Source organism: Lachnoclostridium phocaeense (assembly GCF_959599685.1).
Lineage (GTDB): Bacteria > Bacillota > Clostridia > Lachnospirales > Lachnospiraceae > Claveliimonas > Claveliimonas monacensis.
Genome location: NZ_CAUGIN010000004.1, coordinates 85,158 through 101,699, shown reverse-complemented (window position 1 = coordinate 101,699; position 16,542 = coordinate 85,158). Strand labels below are relative to the sequence as shown.

General features: G+C 48.5%; 13 protein-coding genes and 1 pseudogene. 2 read left to right on the top strand and 12 right to left on the bottom strand.

Going from position 1 to position 16,542, the window contains the following annotated elements:
• Positions 1-6 precede the first annotated feature (6 nt).
• Entirely contained in the window at positions 7-1,872 is a 1,866-nt protein-coding gene (locus tag Q5911_RS02975; protein WP_226394459.1) for a site-specific DNA-methyltransferase, read from the bottom strand.
• A 66-nt stretch (positions 1,873-1,938) separates the two neighbouring features.
• Positions 1,939-2,358, bottom strand: a complete 420-nt coding sequence (locus Q5911_RS02970) for a hypothetical protein (protein ID WP_303180855.1) — start codon at positions 2,356-2,358, stop codon at positions 1,939-1,941.
• 496 nt (positions 2,359-2,854) lie between these two features.
• On the opposite strand from Q5911_RS02970, the pseudogene Q5911_RS14900 reads away from it, so the two are divergent.
• Positions 2,855-3,255: pseudogene (locus Q5911_RS14900) on the top strand (hypothetical protein); the annotation flags it as partial.
• 46 nt (positions 3,256-3,301) lie between these two features.
• Here the strand turns inward: Q5911_RS14900 and Q5911_RS02960 are convergent.
• The 10 genes from Q5911_RS02960 to Q5911_RS02915 all read right to left on the bottom strand — a co-directional run bounded on the left by Q5911_RS02960 (position 3,302) and on the right by Q5911_RS02915 (position 13,997).
• A complete protein-coding gene (locus tag Q5911_RS02960; RefSeq protein ID WP_303180852.1) occupies positions 3,302-3,613 on the bottom strand; it encodes a hypothetical protein in 312 nt (103 codons plus the stop codon).
• A gap of 149 nt (positions 3,614-3,762) precedes the next feature.
• Positions 3,763-4,230, bottom strand: coding sequence for a hypothetical protein (locus Q5911_RS02955; protein WP_303180850.1), 468 nt, complete (start codon positions 4,228-4,230; stop codon positions 3,763-3,765).
• Positions 4,231-4,234: 4 nt separating this feature from the next.
• Positions 4,235-4,660 (bottom strand): SMI1/KNR4 family protein, encoded by a 426-nt coding sequence (locus tag Q5911_RS02950; RefSeq protein WP_303180847.1) that lies wholly within the window; start codon positions 4,658-4,660, stop codon positions 4,235-4,237.
• Between the two features lie 9 nt (positions 4,661-4,669).
• On the bottom strand, positions 4,670-6,370 hold the full coding sequence (locus tag Q5911_RS02945; protein WP_303180844.1) for a nuclease-related domain-containing DEAD/DEAH box helicase: 1,701 nt from the start codon (positions 6,368-6,370) through the stop codon (positions 4,670-4,672).
• An 11-nt stretch (positions 6,371-6,381) separates the two neighbouring features.
• The gene (locus Q5911_RS02940) at positions 6,382-7,986 is read right to left on the bottom strand and encodes a RecQ family ATP-dependent DNA helicase (protein ID WP_281725268.1); all 1,605 of its coding nucleotides are present in this window, start codon (positions 7,984-7,986) and stop codon (positions 6,382-6,384) included.
• A gap of 2 nt (positions 7,987-7,988) precedes the next feature.
• Positions 7,989-8,951 (bottom strand): hypothetical protein, encoded by a 963-nt coding sequence (locus tag Q5911_RS02935; protein WP_303180842.1) that lies wholly within the window; start codon positions 8,949-8,951, stop codon positions 7,989-7,991.
• A 414-nt stretch (positions 8,952-9,365) separates the two neighbouring features.
• Positions 9,366-9,563 (bottom strand): helix-turn-helix domain-containing protein, encoded by a 198-nt coding sequence (locus Q5911_RS02930; protein WP_281725270.1) that lies wholly within the window; start codon positions 9,561-9,563, stop codon positions 9,366-9,368.
• A gap of 619 nt (positions 9,564-10,182) precedes the next feature.
• Positions 10,183-11,643: a 23S rRNA (uracil(1939)-C(5))-methyltransferase RlmD gene (gene rlmD, locus Q5911_RS02925; RefSeq protein WP_303180838.1), complete on the bottom strand. Its 1,461-nt coding sequence runs from the start codon at positions 11,641-11,643 to the stop codon at positions 10,183-10,185.
• Positions 11,644-11,741: 98 nt separating this feature from the next.
• Positions 11,742-12,686 carry a 3'-5' exoribonuclease YhaM family protein gene (locus tag Q5911_RS02920; protein ID WP_226394473.1) on the bottom strand — a complete coding sequence of 315 codons (945 nt, stop codon included), beginning with the start codon at positions 12,684-12,686 and terminating at the stop codon, positions 11,742-11,744.
• Positions 12,687-12,713: 27 nt separating this feature from the next.
• Positions 12,714-13,997 carry a S1C family serine protease gene (locus Q5911_RS02915; protein ID WP_303180836.1) on the bottom strand — a complete coding sequence of 428 codons (1,284 nt, stop codon included), beginning with the start codon at positions 13,995-13,997 and terminating at the stop codon, positions 12,714-12,716.
• 154 nt (positions 13,998-14,151) lie between these two features.
• Here Q5911_RS02915 and Q5911_RS02910 point away from each other — a divergent pair, with 154 nt between their 5' ends.
• Positions 14,152-16,530, top strand: coding sequence for an endonuclease MutS2 (locus Q5911_RS02910; protein ID WP_303180834.1), 2,379 nt, complete (start codon positions 14,152-14,154; stop codon positions 16,528-16,530).
• The last annotated feature ends 12 nt before the right edge of the window (positions 16,531-16,542 follow it).

The window sequence follows — 16,542 nt, the reverse complement described above, 5'->3', positions numbered from 1 at the left end:
TATCGTTTACTCCTTGCTCAATCTTACCACTTTTTTGTAAAGTTCCAGTATCCTGTAGGGGATGGGCTCTATCCGGTAATCTTCCACATCCATCAGCTCTCGCTCATCTACCTGGTCTCCCAGGGCAAAGATATAGAGGGCCTTCGGTCCCTGCAGCTGCTCCAGCCGCTCCACAAACAGATCATAGTCCATGCCGAACACATCAAAGTATACACAGGTATACCCCTTTTCTTCTCCGTCTGTGTAGATCCGGAATTCCTCCGTCGCCTCCTTCAGCACGTGGGTCCCCTCCTTTACACAGAGCATGGGGATACACTTCTCCGTCAGGTCATAGTAAAGCTGGTCCCTGGATCCGGACAGTCCCACAAAGTTCGTTCTATAATAAAGAAGATTTCCCTCCAGCGGCTCATACCCGTCATAGCCTTGCAGGACATTCTGCATCCTGGGCCAGGTGACCGAGCTGCATATGCCGTTTTCCTCCGCATAGTCCAGCCACGCAGGATCTTTCTTCTCTTTCATCCCGTCAAACTGCTTTTTGGACAGGCTCTTCTCCTTACGGAAATTTTTCTCCGTCTGCTTGCTGATCTCGTTGTTGGTGCAGAGAATGAATTTTCTATTCCCGCCATGCTCTCTGTTAAATTCAAGCAGCGCCTGGCCTGTGCTTCCTGATCCCGCGAAGAAATCCAGCACAACCGCCTCCGTCTTGTCCTCCAGTCCGCCCATGGTAAAGAGGAACTTTAAAAATTCCACCGGTTTCTTCCCGTTCCGGAACTCTACGCCGCCCTCCCGGGCCACGTTGTTGAAGTCCACCTCAAAATCCAGGAAATTGGGATAGGGGAATTCCTTGACCGCGCTTCTGTTCACCGGCAGCCCCTGATAGTAGTCGCCGTTCTTCCGGTTCTTCCCCTGCTCCGGGATGGTAAAATACCGGTATCCCAGGCCGTCCGCCCCCATGTCCATGACCTTGTAGAGGAAGCCTGCCTCCGACTCAAAACGCTCGTTCAGATAGGCCATAAAAAATCTTCCAGAGGAGTTTCCCTCTTTCAGCGATCCCCGGATATTGGTCACTGAGAGCGCATCTGCGGAGGGCTTTCCCTTGATGATCTTGTACTGGTCCGGGCGGAATTTGTACACCGTCTTACTTCCCATCCGCTCTTCCTCCGGCGCATCTGTCAGCTCCTGCACACGGTACACATATTTTTCAATGGAAGAGTTGTCCTCCCTCCTTTTGCTCACCCGGAATTTGTCGGATTTCCTGTAAAAGAGCAGGAATTCTGTCACCTCATGGAAATCCTTGTCCCCCTTCAGGATCCGGTCCTCATGGCGCACCTTCACGCTGAAGGTGGTGAGGTAATTTTTCTCCTTAAAAATCCGGTCGCACAAAAGTTTGAGCACGAACAGCTCATTTTCATTGATGGAGATCAGGATACACCCGTCCTCCTTCAGCAGATCCCTTGCAAGCCGCAGCCTCTTCTCCATAAAATTCAGCCACTTGCTGTGCCGGAACCCGTCATCCGCATCCACAAAATGATCGTTGTAGACAAAGTTGTCATTCCCCGTATTGTAGGGAGGATCTATGTAGATCAGATCGATCTTCTCACTGTGGGTGTAGGTCAGAACACTGAGGCTGTGAAAATTGTCCCCCTGGATCAGCAGGTCGTTCTGGAAGGCCGGATCCCGGACAATGTCTCTCTCCGGCACCTCCTCAAGGACCGGCACCATCTCGCCGCACTGTTCCACGATCTTCTCAGGCTCCCGCTCTCTGTCCCAGGACAGCCCCAGCTTTCCGCTCTCACTCTCGTTCAGTTCATATATATATTCCCGCAGCTCCTCTGCGTCCATATTTTCCAGATTTTCTTGTCTTTTATCCATGTCTTCTCCTGTCTGCGCTGTTTTGTCTGCACTGTTTTGCCTGTGCTATTTTGTCTGTACCGGCATTCAGATGCAGCACTGTTCAATCTTTCCGATCAGGCTTTTCGTCTCCCGGATCACATCCCGCATGGTCATGATCTGCTGCATCTCCTCCTCCGAGATATCAATGATGTCCACTTGATTCAACAAATCTGATGATTCCCGCACAACCCGCTCGTACATCTGCCTCATGCGCCCGGACACCGTTCCGCTGTCCCAGTCTTCCTCCGGCGCGCCTGTATACTGATAGTGTCCTCTCTCCGGAGATATGTATCCCGGCATGTCCAGGAGCTGTTTTAACCCTCCGGCCAGGTGTCCCGAGCGATAGTCTGTGATCCCCCTGCCTGCCAGGCGCTCCTTGATCTCCCGGATCGCCAGGGGCCGGCCTTCCTGCTTCAGGATATCAGCCGTGTTTTCCCGAATTTTCGCTGTGATAGACTGGCTCATACTTCTTCCTCCTTCTTGTCCGCTTTCCGTCTGTTCTTGTCTTTTGATTCATTTTATCATATTCCATTATTTTTTCAAGTAGTTTACTGATGTTTTTTTGTTTTTGATGGAATGGATTCGTTTTTGGAAAAAACACACTTTCTTCCTCTAAAGCCTTTCCCAAATATCTCTTGTACACAAATTGATAATGTGACTTGTACATCCCTGCAAATCTTTTAATGGAGCTTCAAGCAGGGATTTAGCTTTTGAAAATGCGAACAGACAGAGCAAACATGTTGATGCCACAATCGGAATAAATGATAGTGTCAATCGGTTTTGGGGAAAATTTGAAAGCAGCTTTTGATCAGGCAAAAGCTGCTTTGATGCTAAAGGGAATCCCAGAAGATACAGCACCAGGACTATTTGTTAAAGATACTTTATGGACGGAAGATATTATCCTGGTACAACCGCAATAGCTTAAGATATGGGGTTTATATTCAAAATTGCAGGTGGCAGTATCAAGTTCTTTTACAAAAGCGAAATGCTCTTAATCCAGCTTCCTTCAGGCCGTCGGCCTTCTTATGCGAACCCCGTATAGGCATCAATCAATTCAGCAGAGACTCGGTCACCTATGAAGGTGTAGGCTCCACAAAGAAGTGGGAACGTATCGAATCCTACGGTCCGAAATTCGTGAAAAATATCGTCCAAGCTATCAGCCGCGACATCTTCTGCTATGCTATGAAGGCCCTCCGCCATTGCTTTATCGTTGGACACGTCCATGATGAACTGATCATCGAATGTAATCCCTGCGTTGACTTGAAAGCCGTCTGCGAACAGATGGGGAGAGCCCCGGACTGGATGCCGGACATCCTACTCCGAGCGGATGGATATGAGACAGATTTCTATAAAAAAGACTGACAGAAAAATAATGGCTCCCGGTTTATCGCCGGAGGCCGCTAGTCTATTAGCTGTCTTTTCCACCTCTATGATATGGAGCTTTGTCCTTCCATATTACCCCGTCTTTCGTGTGATATCGTTGTTTATGACCTGAAACATCATTTTCGGCTCTGGTCGCCTTTTCTACGATATCAGCAGCCTTGGCTGCAATATCAGTTTTCGGTGTATTCGTAGCTCCACTTCCTGAATTATGAGTCCTACTCACGCCACTTTTATTACGACTCCCTCTAACAGCTGACACTATTTTAATCGTTCCTGTAATTGCCACACCGGCTATTTCAATGGATTCTACAGGGTGATTAGCTATAAATCTCCCCATGGTTTTAATGCCTTTAATAAATCCATTCTCTTTCTTTGGACTTTTCGCAACACCTAGTATTTTTGATGCGGTTGTTGATTTTGTAGTATTTTTTCTGCATTTGCTTTTTTATTGTTTGTATCTTGATGATCGATTAGTGATGAAGCCGATTATTCTTTTCCACCTACTTTCGTTGTCTCCCCTTTATCAGTTGTCTTGTCTCCTTGGTGGTCAAAGACCTCAATCATAACAATCGGATCACACAGCTCAATAATCTTGCAAGGAACAAGCTCCTCCTCACCGAAATCATGATATTCTTTCGTAACAGGATCATAGAACCAATTTGTAGGATTTTGCCAGCTTCCCTTATGAGCTTCCAAGTGTTCATCTCTTGTAAGAAACTGAATATTATCAGGACTGCCTTGAAATTCCGTATATTCAGCAGCGCTCTTTATGTGTTGCCCTTCAAATGCCCGGCCTTGATCATCGTAGGCTTTCCCCTTGTCCGGATCAATTATGTCTTTTTGTTGTTCCTTCGTCCAATCTCTTGTACCTGTTCCTTCCAAGACTAATTGTTGTTCTCTTTCCCAGGCTTTCCTTATTGCCTTATCTCTTTCCTTTATGCTTGTTCTCGACATAGAATCACTCTCCTATCCCAAGCAAATCATAAAGGTCATTTATCAAAGCAAAGAAGTTATCATAAGTAAGTTCATCATCCAACTCTTGGCTTTCATGATCATAAATGAAGAACTTCTCTTCATTTTTCTTGAAAAGCACGGGGGCGCCAGAAGCTAATGCTCCGACAACAATAAAATTATCATCAGGTCTGTCATAATCTTCTAAATCAATAAGCGGCTTGTGTGCTACTCCACACAACTGAACTCCAGCAGGTAAATAGAGATCACCACCATCGGAGTATTGTAACCACTCCTTATATTTTTCTGGAAGCCGAACGTCGTTTTCCCTTTCAAACTTGGCAATCTGTTCCTCAGTAGCACTTTCAAGGAAAGACATCTTCCCTTGTGCTTTAATCCGACCAATAGTCTCTTTCAATTCATCAGAAATCATAGCGTCCTCCTACATCGTCACATTCAGGAGCCGTTTCAGCCCCTTCTTATTCTTCGGAACATTTCTTCCCGGTGCAATGTTCCTGAGATAATCTCCATATTCACCCATCTCGATATCCTCTAACATTGCAATGTTAAGAAGATTCTTTGCTCTCGATGATCCGGTATATAGCAGACGTCTGTTCTCAAGATTTGTCAGTGCTGACATCTGTGCATCTACAATCAGAATTACTTCAGCCTCAAGCCCCTTGAACTTGCGAATAGTGGTGAACAATATTTTTCCCGGTTCTCCTTCGCAGGACAATTCATGTCCCGCATATTTCTTTCCCTGATCAATCCATGAGCTCTCAATAGTTTTCGCAGTCAAAATTACAACATCTGAAGGATCTAATCCTGCATCCATAACACGCTTAATAAACTCGGATACAATCTTTTCTTCTTCGTCCTTTCTTGTATAAAAGCGTACCGCCGGGATTTCTCCATGAACCTCATTGTAAGTTACATTTTCCAATCCCATAATGCTACAGGAAGTCTTGAACACTTCAGCCGTATTGCGGCAGTTCTTATGTAGAACAAGTCTGCATTCAGCATCTTCAATCCACTTTGGCAGCTGATTTTTCATGATGTACTGGTTTCGATCATAAAATACATAGAAGCATCCATTCTTCTGTTTGACCAACTCATATAACCGGTTCAGGAGCCGGTCATCCAGATCCTGCCCTTCGTCCACTATGATATTTGAATATTCCCAGCTTTTCTCATCAAACACTTCTTCCAAAAAATCCTCAAATTCTTCCAGAACTTCCTCAATCGGAGAATCTGACTGGCCCATAATTTCATAGGCCAGCGAGTGAGCATTATGAAATGTTACATTGGGAATAGCATTATTCTTCTTTAACGCACCCCGAAGGAAGCTATTGAAACAAAGAAACAGCACCTGCTCGTCCTGTGCAGCCAACCTCTTTGCTTTTTCAACACCTAACACAGTTTTCCCTGTTCCAGCAAGGCCATGAATTACGGCCGTTTTCTGCTCCTCAAGGAAATCCAAAAGTGCCGCCTGTTGCCGTGTAAGCTGTATATAGGTCTCTTCCATTTCTTCAATCTTGTTCTTTAATCTCGGCACAACATGGAAGTGCGGACACAGAACATTTATTACCTTCTGAAGCTGAGCCTGATCCAGGCTAACCTGCCGGTATTTTTCAGCCCAATATGCAAATGCATCATTTATAGCTTTCTCCGCATTTTCAAGGCTTAACCTATCCAGAGTGATTTCCTTCGGGGATTCTGGCGGAAGCGTCGCCTCCTCGCTAATATCTATTGACGGAAACCATACTCCATAACACATCATAGGAATCCGAAAATCCCGTATTCCTTGATTTAACCTGTCAAGAAGCTCAAACTGGCTTTTTCTCGCCTGTACATATGGCTCGATGCGTTTAGACTGACCACTCTTTGTATTCGTCTGAATCCACTCGCCATTCTTATATTCTATCTCACCGGATTTTACCTCGATAACAAAGATCCCCTTAGCCGGATGTACAATAACAAAATCAGCTTCACCTACTGTCCGCTTCTCGTTTATCCCAACCCAACTTAAAGAATAGAAAACCGTATACTGATCACTCAGCGTTCTAAGTGCCTCATATACCTTCATTTCTCCATAACTGTTATTAAATTCTTCTGGCTTAACGCTTGGAATGAATACTGCCATAGCGCACCCTCCTATATGTCAAGAGCCTTCTTTATCAACTGCTCTGCCTTCTGTCCGGACTCAATTCCAGCAACAAAACTTTCAAACGCAGCAACTCTCGCTTCCTTTTTCGCTGCCTGATCATCCAGGATTTTCTTTGCAAGCTCTTCAGTCAGTTCTTCCTTTACGGTATAAAAAAGTGCTTTGCTCGGAGCCAGCTTCATACGAAGATCCCCTTTAACGCACTTCTTCCATAATTCCAATGTAATCGTATTAATATTCTTATCCGACTTCTTAGCAATAATTTTCATCAACCCAGACTTAGAATATTTCGCTAATTCATCCAAATATGCTTTTCCGGAAGATGTTACCCCTTCAAAGCATTTTATTGTCTGTACCCCCTTTGCCACGATTGAAATGACGCCATAATCCATAAGCAAAGCAAACGCAGTACGCTGTTCCTCTGTCATAGTCTCATAGGAGACATGGTCAAAAGATTTCCCCTCACTGAGCTTACGATCTTCCCATTCGTTATTCAGAGTCGTCTCCGTACACAAGGTCCGGTTTAACAGCATTCTCCGTCCGCGTTTTGACTGATTCGTATATAACAAATAGCCATATGCCGGCTGTCCGTCACGACCTCCCCGGCCTACTTCCTGATAATACTGCTCAACTGTTTCAGAAATCAGATAATTGACTACAACTCGGATATCGCCGATATCTACACCCATTCCAAAAGCAGATGTAGCAAATACGATCTTAATACTTCCGTCAGTAAATCCACGCATAACCGCATTCTTATCGCCATCTCCCATATCGGAATCAAAGTAAGCTACACCTTCGTAAACATCCTTATACTTTTCATACAGCATTCTTGTTGTACCTTTGTTTCCTCTTTTCCGATGTACAAAAACAAGAATCTTTTCTCCCGGATGATTCTCGATAATCTTCTCCAGTTCATCATCCTTTGTCTCTTCTTTACCATCCTTAAGGTTTATGATCTCCAAGTGAAGATTTTCTCTCCAAAGGTTTTCGCCTTTGATTAGCTTCGTAATCTTAAACTCATTGCATATCTGTTCTTGCTGCTTTTCATTCAGCGTTGCCGTTAAGCATAGCATTCGTGGCCAATCATTCCCGAAAATCCTGTCCATAAACAACGGAATATTTCTATATGCCGGACGGAAGCCTTCACCCCATTGAGAAACGCAGTGCACTTCATCCACGACCACCAAACCAATGTCGTCTTTCCGCAGACTAAGCATATATTCCAGATAGCCGTCGTTGGAAATCCTCTCCGGCGAAGCGAAAATGAACTTCGGAAGAACCCCATTCGCCATATCGGTAATGGTTCTGAACTGTTTCCTGTAATCCATCCCAGCAAAGTTCACAGATTGAAGCCCCACCCCCGTCAACTGCTTGCACTGTTGACTCATAAGTGCAACAAGCGGCGATATCACAAGCGTTGCTTTACCAAGCGACAAACCCGCCACCTGATAGATCAGGGATTTCCCCCCGCCTGTCGGCATTAAGCAAAGAATCTTTTCACCATCAATCAGAGCATCAATCGTCGGCTCCTGGACGTCGTGAAAGTCTTCTATCTTTGGAAAATATTTTTTTAATATCTCTCTTTTATCCATACTTACCAAATCGTTGTAAACTTCAACAGATCATCATTACCGCAGAGAGTAGCAATGTCGGAACGATGAATCGAAGTTACATAGTTATAAAAATCATTTGTCAACAGATATCTATAACCACTCGGAAACTCCTTATGGAATCTCGTCTTAATCTTTTCCTCCAAAAATCTGAAAATCCTGAGCGTATAAAGCCCAAATGTTTCATAAGGAAAATAATAATTGTGCTCAGTCTCAATAATGCTGGTCTTTGAATAGAAATCATCCTTGACCATCAGGAACTCCGAACTGTCTGACGGCATATTGACGCCCCTGCCCTGTCCGGTCAGAAAATGTAAAGAATAAACGCCTGCTTTATAATTTCCCGGAAACACACGTGGATACATATGGTTCAGTATATTTGAAACGATACCAAAGCCAAGGACTCCACTCTGATAACAGGCATCCTCACTCATTTGAGCGAACCCGATATCATCAATGGCGTCAACCTCAGCAAGTGAATCCTCATCCATTTCTTCATCATATTCAATGGCGAAATTCAGCATATTATAGAACGTATCGTATAGCTGCTGACTCTTGCAACCATAGAATTTCTTTTTCCATTCTCCTAAAGCTTCTGACTTGCTCTGCAGAGTCTTACGGATAACGTCACAATCTTTTTTCAAAGTAACCGCCTTGAAACCCTCCGTATCCTCAGCATATTCCTCTTCCATAAGCTCCATATCAAAGATCTCAAAATACTTATCATGGGCTTTATCATTCTTCCTAATCATTTCCGCAAGGAGCGCTGAAAAACTGTCGCCAGGTGAAGGTAAATCCTTATAATGGGAGACGCCTTCTAAATAATTGTTTGCGTACTCTTCCAAGCGTGGCTGCATTACTTCCCACACTTCTTCCATATGCTCCTGATCAGAGAGAAGCTCAAATTCCCTCTTCCCTATTGTGCTGTCGATCTGGCTGCTGATCATGGCTGTGTACCTCCCATTTATAATTCTTTGGTTTTACCTTTGACACTACATATGTTATTCTGCCGTAGAACTTCCAAACAGCGGATATCCGTTCGTTTCCAATATCGCATTCACATCGTAAATGCTTAATTCCGCACACGATCTCAAAGTACAGCGATAAGCGTTATTCTCCGATGACATACATTTTTAGCTAAAGTCTGTCTTGCTTAAAAGCATCTCTGCTTCCGGAATAGTCAGCTTCAGACCATAGCATAATCCCAGAACCGTTTGTTTCGTTGTTGCATACTCAGACGAATCCATCCCAACACGAAGCTTGTCGCAGCTCACCCATAGCGATGCATATAGTTGCGTTTTCTTGACGGCTATTTGCTTTTTCTCCTTAGATTGGCATTGGTTTTCGATTCTATTGCGGCATTAATCAATAGCACTTTTTCCGCTCTTTACCCACTCATCAAGTTCGGACACTTTGAACTTCCACTGTTTGCCGATCTTGTTAGCAGGTATACCATCTTTTTTGTTCCGAATCCACCCGCGAAGTGTTACGGGCTTAATACCCAGATACTCAGCAGCTTCTTCGATGCTTATCCATTTATCGTTAATGTTATCAGTCATCTCTTCTTCCTCGCTCCGCTCCAAATAGACACAATAAACCATCGTTAGTATAGCTCAGCTCCGCAGATTTTTCAAGCAATTTGTTGTTATTTATTTATATTTATCTATCATTTTCCTCTATTTGTGAGTGCAAATAATTTTTCACAAACTTATTACACAAACCGGACACGCCTATGTCCGCTCTATCCCTTTGGGCTCAACCTTCTCTCACATTAATGTCGCCATTTCTTGCTCTTTCAGACGAAAAATAGGGCATGCCTGTTTCTAGGGTTTTTGTTTCGATATTTGCCATAATACACCTGAGCATGGGAAATATGTCTCTTTGCCGGATTCTGGCGTTCCCTGATCAAGAACGATCCTATCCGAACCAGCAAAGCACATACACCATAACCAGCCTAATAGGACAGCTGGCTATTGCAAACCAGGAGGAATCCGAAATGAATAGCCAGCTATTAAAAGTACTCAAAAATGAATATCACCATACGGATCCCCTCCATTTCGTGATTGTCATTGATTGTCGTCGCCATCCAAGATCACGTGAGTCAGATCATAGCCCCCTTAATGCGAAAAGAGCCGCTAATGCTTGTTTGCATCAGCAGCTCTCTTTAAGTTCGATATTTTATTCTGAGGCTTTGTTTTTCTTCTGTTCGTCCTTGATACGATAATAGTCTTCCAGATCCACATCGACCCTGACTTTCGTATCCGGTTTTCGGTTGCTCAAGAGGCACACCGTCTCCACATGCACCGTATGCGGAAACATATCCACAGCCTTCACCCTCTTGATCTCATACCCGCTCTCCCGCAGATACTTCACGTCCCGGGCCAGCGTGGCAGGATCGCAGCTCACATACACGATCCGCTCCGGCTGCATCTTCACCATGGTCTCCAGCACGGCCTGCTCGCAGCCCTTTCTTGGCGGATCCACCACGATCACATCTGCGCGGATACCTTCTTTTTCATACAGGTCGGGCAGCACTTCCTCCGCTTTTCCCACGTGAAATCTGGCGTTTTCGATGCCATTGGCTGCGGCATTATTTTTTGCATCTTCGATAGCCTGGGGAACAATCTCCACCCCGTACACCTGTCCTGCCTCCCTGGCAAGGAAAAGGGAAATCGTTCCGATGCCGCAGTACAGATCCCACACGGTCTCTTTTCCTGTAAGCCCTGCAAATTCCAGAGCGGCGCCGTACAGCTTTTCTGTCTGCACCGGGTTGACCTGGAAAAAAGAGAGGGGCGAAATGTGGAATTTCACAGGACCGATATAGTCGGTGATGTAACTCTGTCCCCAGATGGTCCGGATCTCGTTTCCCATGATCACATTGGTCTTCTCTCTATTGATGCTGCATGTGATGCTTGTCATGCCCGGTATCTGTGACAGCCGCTCGGCCAGCACGTCGCTGCGAGGAATACTTTCCCCGTTAATAACAAGGCAGACCATCAGCTCCCCTGTGGTAAATCCTTTTCGGATCAGCACATGGCGGACCAGCCCGGCGTGCGCCTCCTCGTCATATGGCGAAATGCTGTGTTCTTCCATGAAAGCAAGGATCTTCTCCAGGACCGCCTGGTTTTCTTCCGCTCCCAGGGCGCAGTCCATGTCCGGCACCGGGATGATCTGGTGGGTCCTGCCTGCGTAGAAGCCCGCTGTCAGTCTGCCCTCCCGGTCACGGCCGACAGGGTACTGGGCTTTGTTGCGGTAGCGGAAGGGCTCGTCCATGCCGATGATCCCTCCCATAGCGCTCTCCAGGATCTCCCGGGGCACGCCTCCCAGCCGCAGAAGATTATTCTCCACCTTGTCCTTTTTAAAGGCAAGCTGCTGCCTGTAATCCATCTCCTGGATCTGACACCCGCCGCATCTGCGGGCCTCGCGGCACCTTGCATTTTGACGGGCAGGTGAGGGCGTAAGAATATTCATTAATCTTGCATACCCGTAGTTCTTCTTCATCTTCATGATCTTCGCTTCCACCAGGTCTCCGATAATCGCATCCTTAATAAAAAGAGCGCATCCATCCACCTTGCCGATACCCTCTCCGCCTGTGCCCATATCCTCTATCTGCACTGTCACCAAATCATTTTTCTGCATAAACATTCCCCTTTGTGTCACTTTTACACACCATTTATATGAATTTGGGACGTAACACTTTTGAACTTTGTTACGTCCCCAAATACATTTTATACAATTTACATCTCTGTCCGCCGCAGGTTTGTCTCGAACAGCCGGTTATACCCCAGCCACTCCCTGTTGCCCTGTTTATCCTTGAAGATCTCTGTCAGTGTCTGCATCTTGGCGTCCGTGCAGTCCGCGAAGTTGAGGGCCATGGCCTCGGCCAGGGCCGGTTTCTTCGGGGAGCCGTACTCCAGCTCGCCGTGGTGGGCGATGACACAGTGTTTCAGCTCGCTGGCCAGCACCTCCGGGAAATCCGGGATCGTGCGGATGGCGTCGCTGATCATCTCAACACCGATGACAATGTGTCCCAGAAGCTGGCCGTCATCTGTGTAATCATTGGCCGGGAAGGGAGACAGCTCCCTGATCTTCCCGATGTCGTGGCACATGGCCGCTGTGTAGAGCAGATCCCGGTTCAGGATGGGATAAGCCCCTGCCATGTACTCACAGAACCGCACCACGCTTAAGGTGTGCTCCAGAAGTCCTCCGGCAAAGCCGTGGTGAACGGTCTTGGCTGCTGAGTGGTTTTTAAATTTCTTGATAAATTCCGGATCGTTTTCAAAGTAGTATTCTATGATCTTCCGAAGGTACGGGTTTTTCACCTGGCGCCCGTAAGATAAAAGCTCCTGGTACATGGCCTCCGGGTCTTTCTCTGTGGAGGGCATGTAGTCTGCCGGGTTGTACTCGTCCTCATAGGCCTTGCGGATCTGCTTGATATTCAGCTGCAGCGCGTTGTTGTAGCTGATGATCTCGCCGTACACCTCGATGAAATCCATCTCATCATAATCTGCGATGCCGCTGGAATTGGGATCCCAGACCTTGCCGTCCAGAGTACCTGTCTTGTCCTGGAGGATCAGATTGTCGTATGGTTTGCCGTTTCTTGTCTCCGCGGAACGTTTTCCCTTGCACAGGTAAATGTTCCTGATCGTCTCTCCCTCACAGAGAGTGTTGATATATCTCATATAAAATGCCTCTTTCTAATTATTTTTCTATTCTCTGCTGCCCACAGTCACCCGGAAGGTGATGTCCACATAGCCTCCGGTTCCCTGGCGCTGTCCTTTCATGCGGATCTCGTCGCCTGCTTCCTGCTGCATCAGGGCGCTGTTGTAGCCGGACAGGGTGGTCACCTGGGTGCCTGCCACTTCCGTGATCACATCGCCGCTCTGGATCCCTGCCGCCATGGCCGGCGAGTCTGTGCTCACCTCCTGCACATACACCCCTGACGGAATGCCCTGGCCGGCAGTCAGCTCCTCCGTTACCGTCACACCGTGGATGCCGATGTAGGGTACAGCCTGGCCGTTGGACAAAAATTCCAGCGCCTCCTTCAGGTCTGAAATGCCGTAGGCCGCCACAGGCCCGGACTCTCCATCCTCGTAAAGGCGCTCCTGGTCGATCAGGCCGACGATCTGTCCGTCTGTGTTGACAAGGATCCCGGTGCCGCTGCTGCTGCCTCCGATATCCGTGCAAAGAAGGCTGTACTCTCCGTCCGCCCGGCTGACCACCTCCCGGGCAGATGAGATCACGCCAAAGCCCATGCCTCCATAATACCCGAAGGGACTGCCTATGGCAATGACGAGGTCTCCCTTGGAAATGCCGCCCGAACTGCCCAGCACCGCTGTCTGGATCTGGTTCCAGGCCGTGTCTGACAGAGCGTTTTTGTCAATGGCGTAGACGGCAATGCCAAGGTTGGCATCCCTCTTTTTCACGCTGACGCTGTAGGAATTGCCGTCCGCAAGACGTGCCTGCAGGGAGCCTCCCTCCGGCACATCCAGCTCCTTGGCGGCCACCAGCAGCTCCACGCCATTGTCCTCAAAGATAGCCCCCGCCACACTGTTCTCATCCACAAGTGCCTGCTCCTGCCCCGCAGGCTGCGAAATCTGGACAGATATCTCTACCATGCTCCTGTTCACTGTATTGGCCACGTTCACAAGAGCCCGGTTCAGTTCCTCGTAATCATCCACCGTAAGAGCAGGTGAAGTCTCCTCCTGCTGTCCTTCCTCTCCTTCCTGCGTCTCCTCTTCCTCCTCCGGGATGGTGATCTTCTCGGGATTGCTGGAAAACCGGTTCTCCACCCATGGTCTGAGGGCATAAAATCCCAGACAGGCCGCAAGTCCGAATATCAGACCCAGGCCCGCATATTTCAAGACTGTATTGCGGATCTTCCTGTATCCGCCATTCTCATCCTTGATGGTTTCCTGCATAAAGGAAAATTCTTCTTTCTTTTCTCCTTCGTTTTCCTCTCTGCTCTCTTCAGGATTTTCATGATATTCCATGACCCATCTTCTCCTTGTGCAATCCTTGTTTTAGTATACAATATCCCCCCGCAATGTTCAATAATTATCCTTTTCTTTCCCCTGTAAATGGAGTATAATAACCACATCGCGGATGCCATGTCTGCGACCCATAAAATTATACAGGTGAACGTACATGAATCATAAAACACTGACAAAACTGGAATTCGACAAGATCGTGGACCTTCTCACCGCCCAGGCCACCTGCCCGGGGGGCGTCCGGTCCTGCCGCTCTTTAAAACCATACACAGATATCAACAAGATCGAGACCGCCCAGGAGCAGACCCAGGCCGCCTTTTCACGGATCGTGAAAAAAGGCCGCCTTTCTTTTTCCGGCTGTGATCCGGTCAGCGACTCCCTGAAACGCCTGGAGATCGGCGGCACCTTAGGGGCCGGAGAGCTCCTTAGGATCTGCAAAGTCTTAAAAGCCGCCGGCCGGGCCAAGGCTTACGGACGCCACGAGACAGTGGACGAGACCGCCGACTGCCTGGATGTCTACTTCGATCAGATCGAGCCCCTCACCAGACTGGCAACTGAGATCGACCGCTGCATCATCAGCGAAGAGGAGATCAGCGACGAAGCCAGCCCGGGGCTGAAGCACATCCGCCGGCAGATCAGCCTGGCGGGAGACAAGATCCACTCCACCCTGACCTCCCTTGTGAACGGGCCTTTGCGCAGCTATCTGCAGGACGCCCTCATCACCATGAGGGGGGACAGGTACTGCATCCCCGTGAAGGCAGAGTACAGAAGCCAGGTGCCGGGCATGATACACGACCAGTCCTCCACCGGCTCCACCCTGTTCATTGAGCCCATGTCCATTGTCAAGCTGAACAATGACCTGAAGGAGCTTTACGGGAAAGAGCAGGAGGAGATCCAGGTCATCCTGGCGGACTTGAGCAATGAGACCGCCCAGTATGTGGACGCTATCCGGGCCGACTACAAGGCCATGACAGAGCTGGATTTCATCTTTGCAAGGGGCGCTCTTTCCCTCTCCATGAACGCCAGCCGCCCTCTCTTTAATAATGAAAGGAGAATACGGATCCGCCAGGGGCGCCACCCCCTTCTGGACCAGAAAAAGGTTGTCCCCATCTCCCTGACACTGGGGGAGGACTTTGACCTTCTCATCATCACAGGTCCCAACACCGGTGGAAAGACGGTCTCTTTGAAGACTGTAGGCCTCTTCACCCTGATGGGGCAGGCAGGCCTCCACATCCCCGCCCTGGACCGCTCCGAGCTGGGAGTATTTACAAATGTATTCGCAGATATCGGAGACGAGCAGAGTATTGAGCAGAGTCTCAGCACTTTCTCCTCCCACATGACAAATATTGTATCCTTTTTGAAACATATCACTCCGGACAGCCTGGTTCTCTTCGACGAGCTGGGCGCCGGCACGGACCCCACCGAGGGAGCCGCCCTGGCCATCGCCATCCTGGAGCACCTTCACCGGCAGGGGATCCGCACCATGGCCACCACCCACTACAGCGAGCTGAAAGTCTTCGCCCTCTCCACCGAGGGAGTGGAAAATGCCTCCTGCGAGTTTGACGTGGCTACGCTGCGCCCCACCTACCGTCTCCTCATCGGCATTCCCGGCAAGAGCAACGCCTTTGCCATCTCCAGCAGGCTGGGGCTTCCGGACTATATCATCGATGAGGCCAGAAAGCATCTCTCCGACCAGGAGGAGTCCTTTGAAGATCTGCTGACCAATCTGGAGCAGAGCCGCCGCATCATTGACAGGGAAAAAGAGGAGATCAGCGCCTACAGGCGGGAGCTGGAGAAGATGAAGAGCGAGACCGCGGCAAGACAGGCCAAACTGGATGCCCAGCGGGACCGCATCCTGGAGGAGGCAAATGACAAGGCCCGGGCTATCCTGGAAGAGGCCAAGGAAATGGCCGACGAGACCATGAAAAACTTCCGGAAGTTCGGGAAAGAGAACATCTCCGCCTCGGAGATGGAAAAAGAAAGAGAGCGGCTCCGCAAGAAGATCGCCTCCACCGGCTCCGGCAAGAAGCTGGCAGCGCCAAAGCCGAAGAAACAGCACAAACCCGGCGATTTTAAGCTGGGCGAGTCCGTCCGCGTCCTGAGTCTGAACCTGAACGGCACTGTCACATCCCTCCCCGACGCAAAAGGAAATGTAAACGTACAGATGGGCATCCTCAACTCCCAGGTCAACATCTCTGATCTGGAGATCATCGAAGAACAGCCCGTGTACACAGCTGCCAAGAATCTGCGGCGCACCTCCCAGGGTAAGATGAAGATGGGAAAATCCCTGTCCGTCAGCCCGGAGATCAACCTTCTGGGCAAGACAGTGGACGAGGCCGTGGCAGAGCTGGACAAATATCTGGACGACGCCTACCTGGCCCACATCAGCCCGGTGCGCATCGTCCACGGAAAGGGCACAGGCGCTCTCCGCAACGGCATCCACAAGTACCTGCGCAGGCAGAAGCACGTCAAGGACTTCCACCTGGCTGCCTTCGGCGAGGGCGATGCAGGTGTCACCATTGTGGAATTCAAATAGGCAAGGGGGATA

Bases quoted from the DNA above. Each gene is read 5' to 3' on its own strand.
- Q5911_RS02975 (WP_226394459.1), bottom strand. From the start codon at position 1,872: ATGGATAAAAGACAAGAAAATCTGGAAAATATGGACGCAGAGGAGCTG.
- Q5911_RS02970 (WP_303180855.1), bottom strand. From the start codon at position 2,358: ATGAGCCAGTCTATCACAGCGAAAATTCGGGAAAACACGGCTGATATC.
- Q5911_RS02960 (WP_303180852.1), bottom strand. From the start codon at position 3,613: ATGGGGAGATTTATAGCTAATCACCCTGTAGAATCCATTGAAATAGCC.
- Q5911_RS02955 (WP_303180850.1), bottom strand. From the start codon at position 4,230: ATGTCGAGAACAAGCATAAAGGAAAGAGATAAGGCAATAAGGAAAGCC.
- Q5911_RS02950 (WP_303180847.1), bottom strand. From the start codon at position 4,660: ATGATTTCTGATGAATTGAAAGAGACTATTGGTCGGATTAAAGCACAA.
- Q5911_RS02945 (WP_303180844.1), bottom strand. From the start codon at position 6,370: ATGGCAGTATTCATTCCAAGCGTTAAGCCAGAAGAATTTAATAACAGT.
- Q5911_RS02940 (WP_281725268.1), bottom strand. From the start codon at position 7,986: ATGGATAAAAGAGAGATATTAAAAAAATATTTTCCAAAGATAGAAGAC.
- Q5911_RS02935 (WP_303180842.1), bottom strand. From the start codon at position 8,951: ATGATCAGCAGCCAGATCGACAGCACAATAGGGAAGAGGGAATTTGAG.
- Q5911_RS02930 (WP_281725270.1), bottom strand. From the start codon at position 9,563: ATGACTGATAACATTAACGATAAATGGATAAGCATCGAAGAAGCTGCT.
- rlmD (WP_303180838.1), bottom strand. From the start codon at position 11,643: ATGCAGAAAAATGATTTGGTGACAGTGCAGATAGAGGATATGGGCACA.
- Q5911_RS02920 (WP_226394473.1), bottom strand. From the start codon at position 12,686: ATGAGATATATCAACACTCTCTGTGAGGGAGAGACGATCAGGAACATT.
- Q5911_RS02915 (WP_303180836.1), bottom strand. From the start codon at position 13,997: ATGGAATATCATGAAAATCCTGAAGAGAGCAGAGAGGAAAACGAAGGA.
- Q5911_RS02910 (WP_303180834.1), top strand. From the start codon at position 14,152: ATGAATCATAAAACACTGACAAAACTGGAATTCGACAAGATCGTGGAC.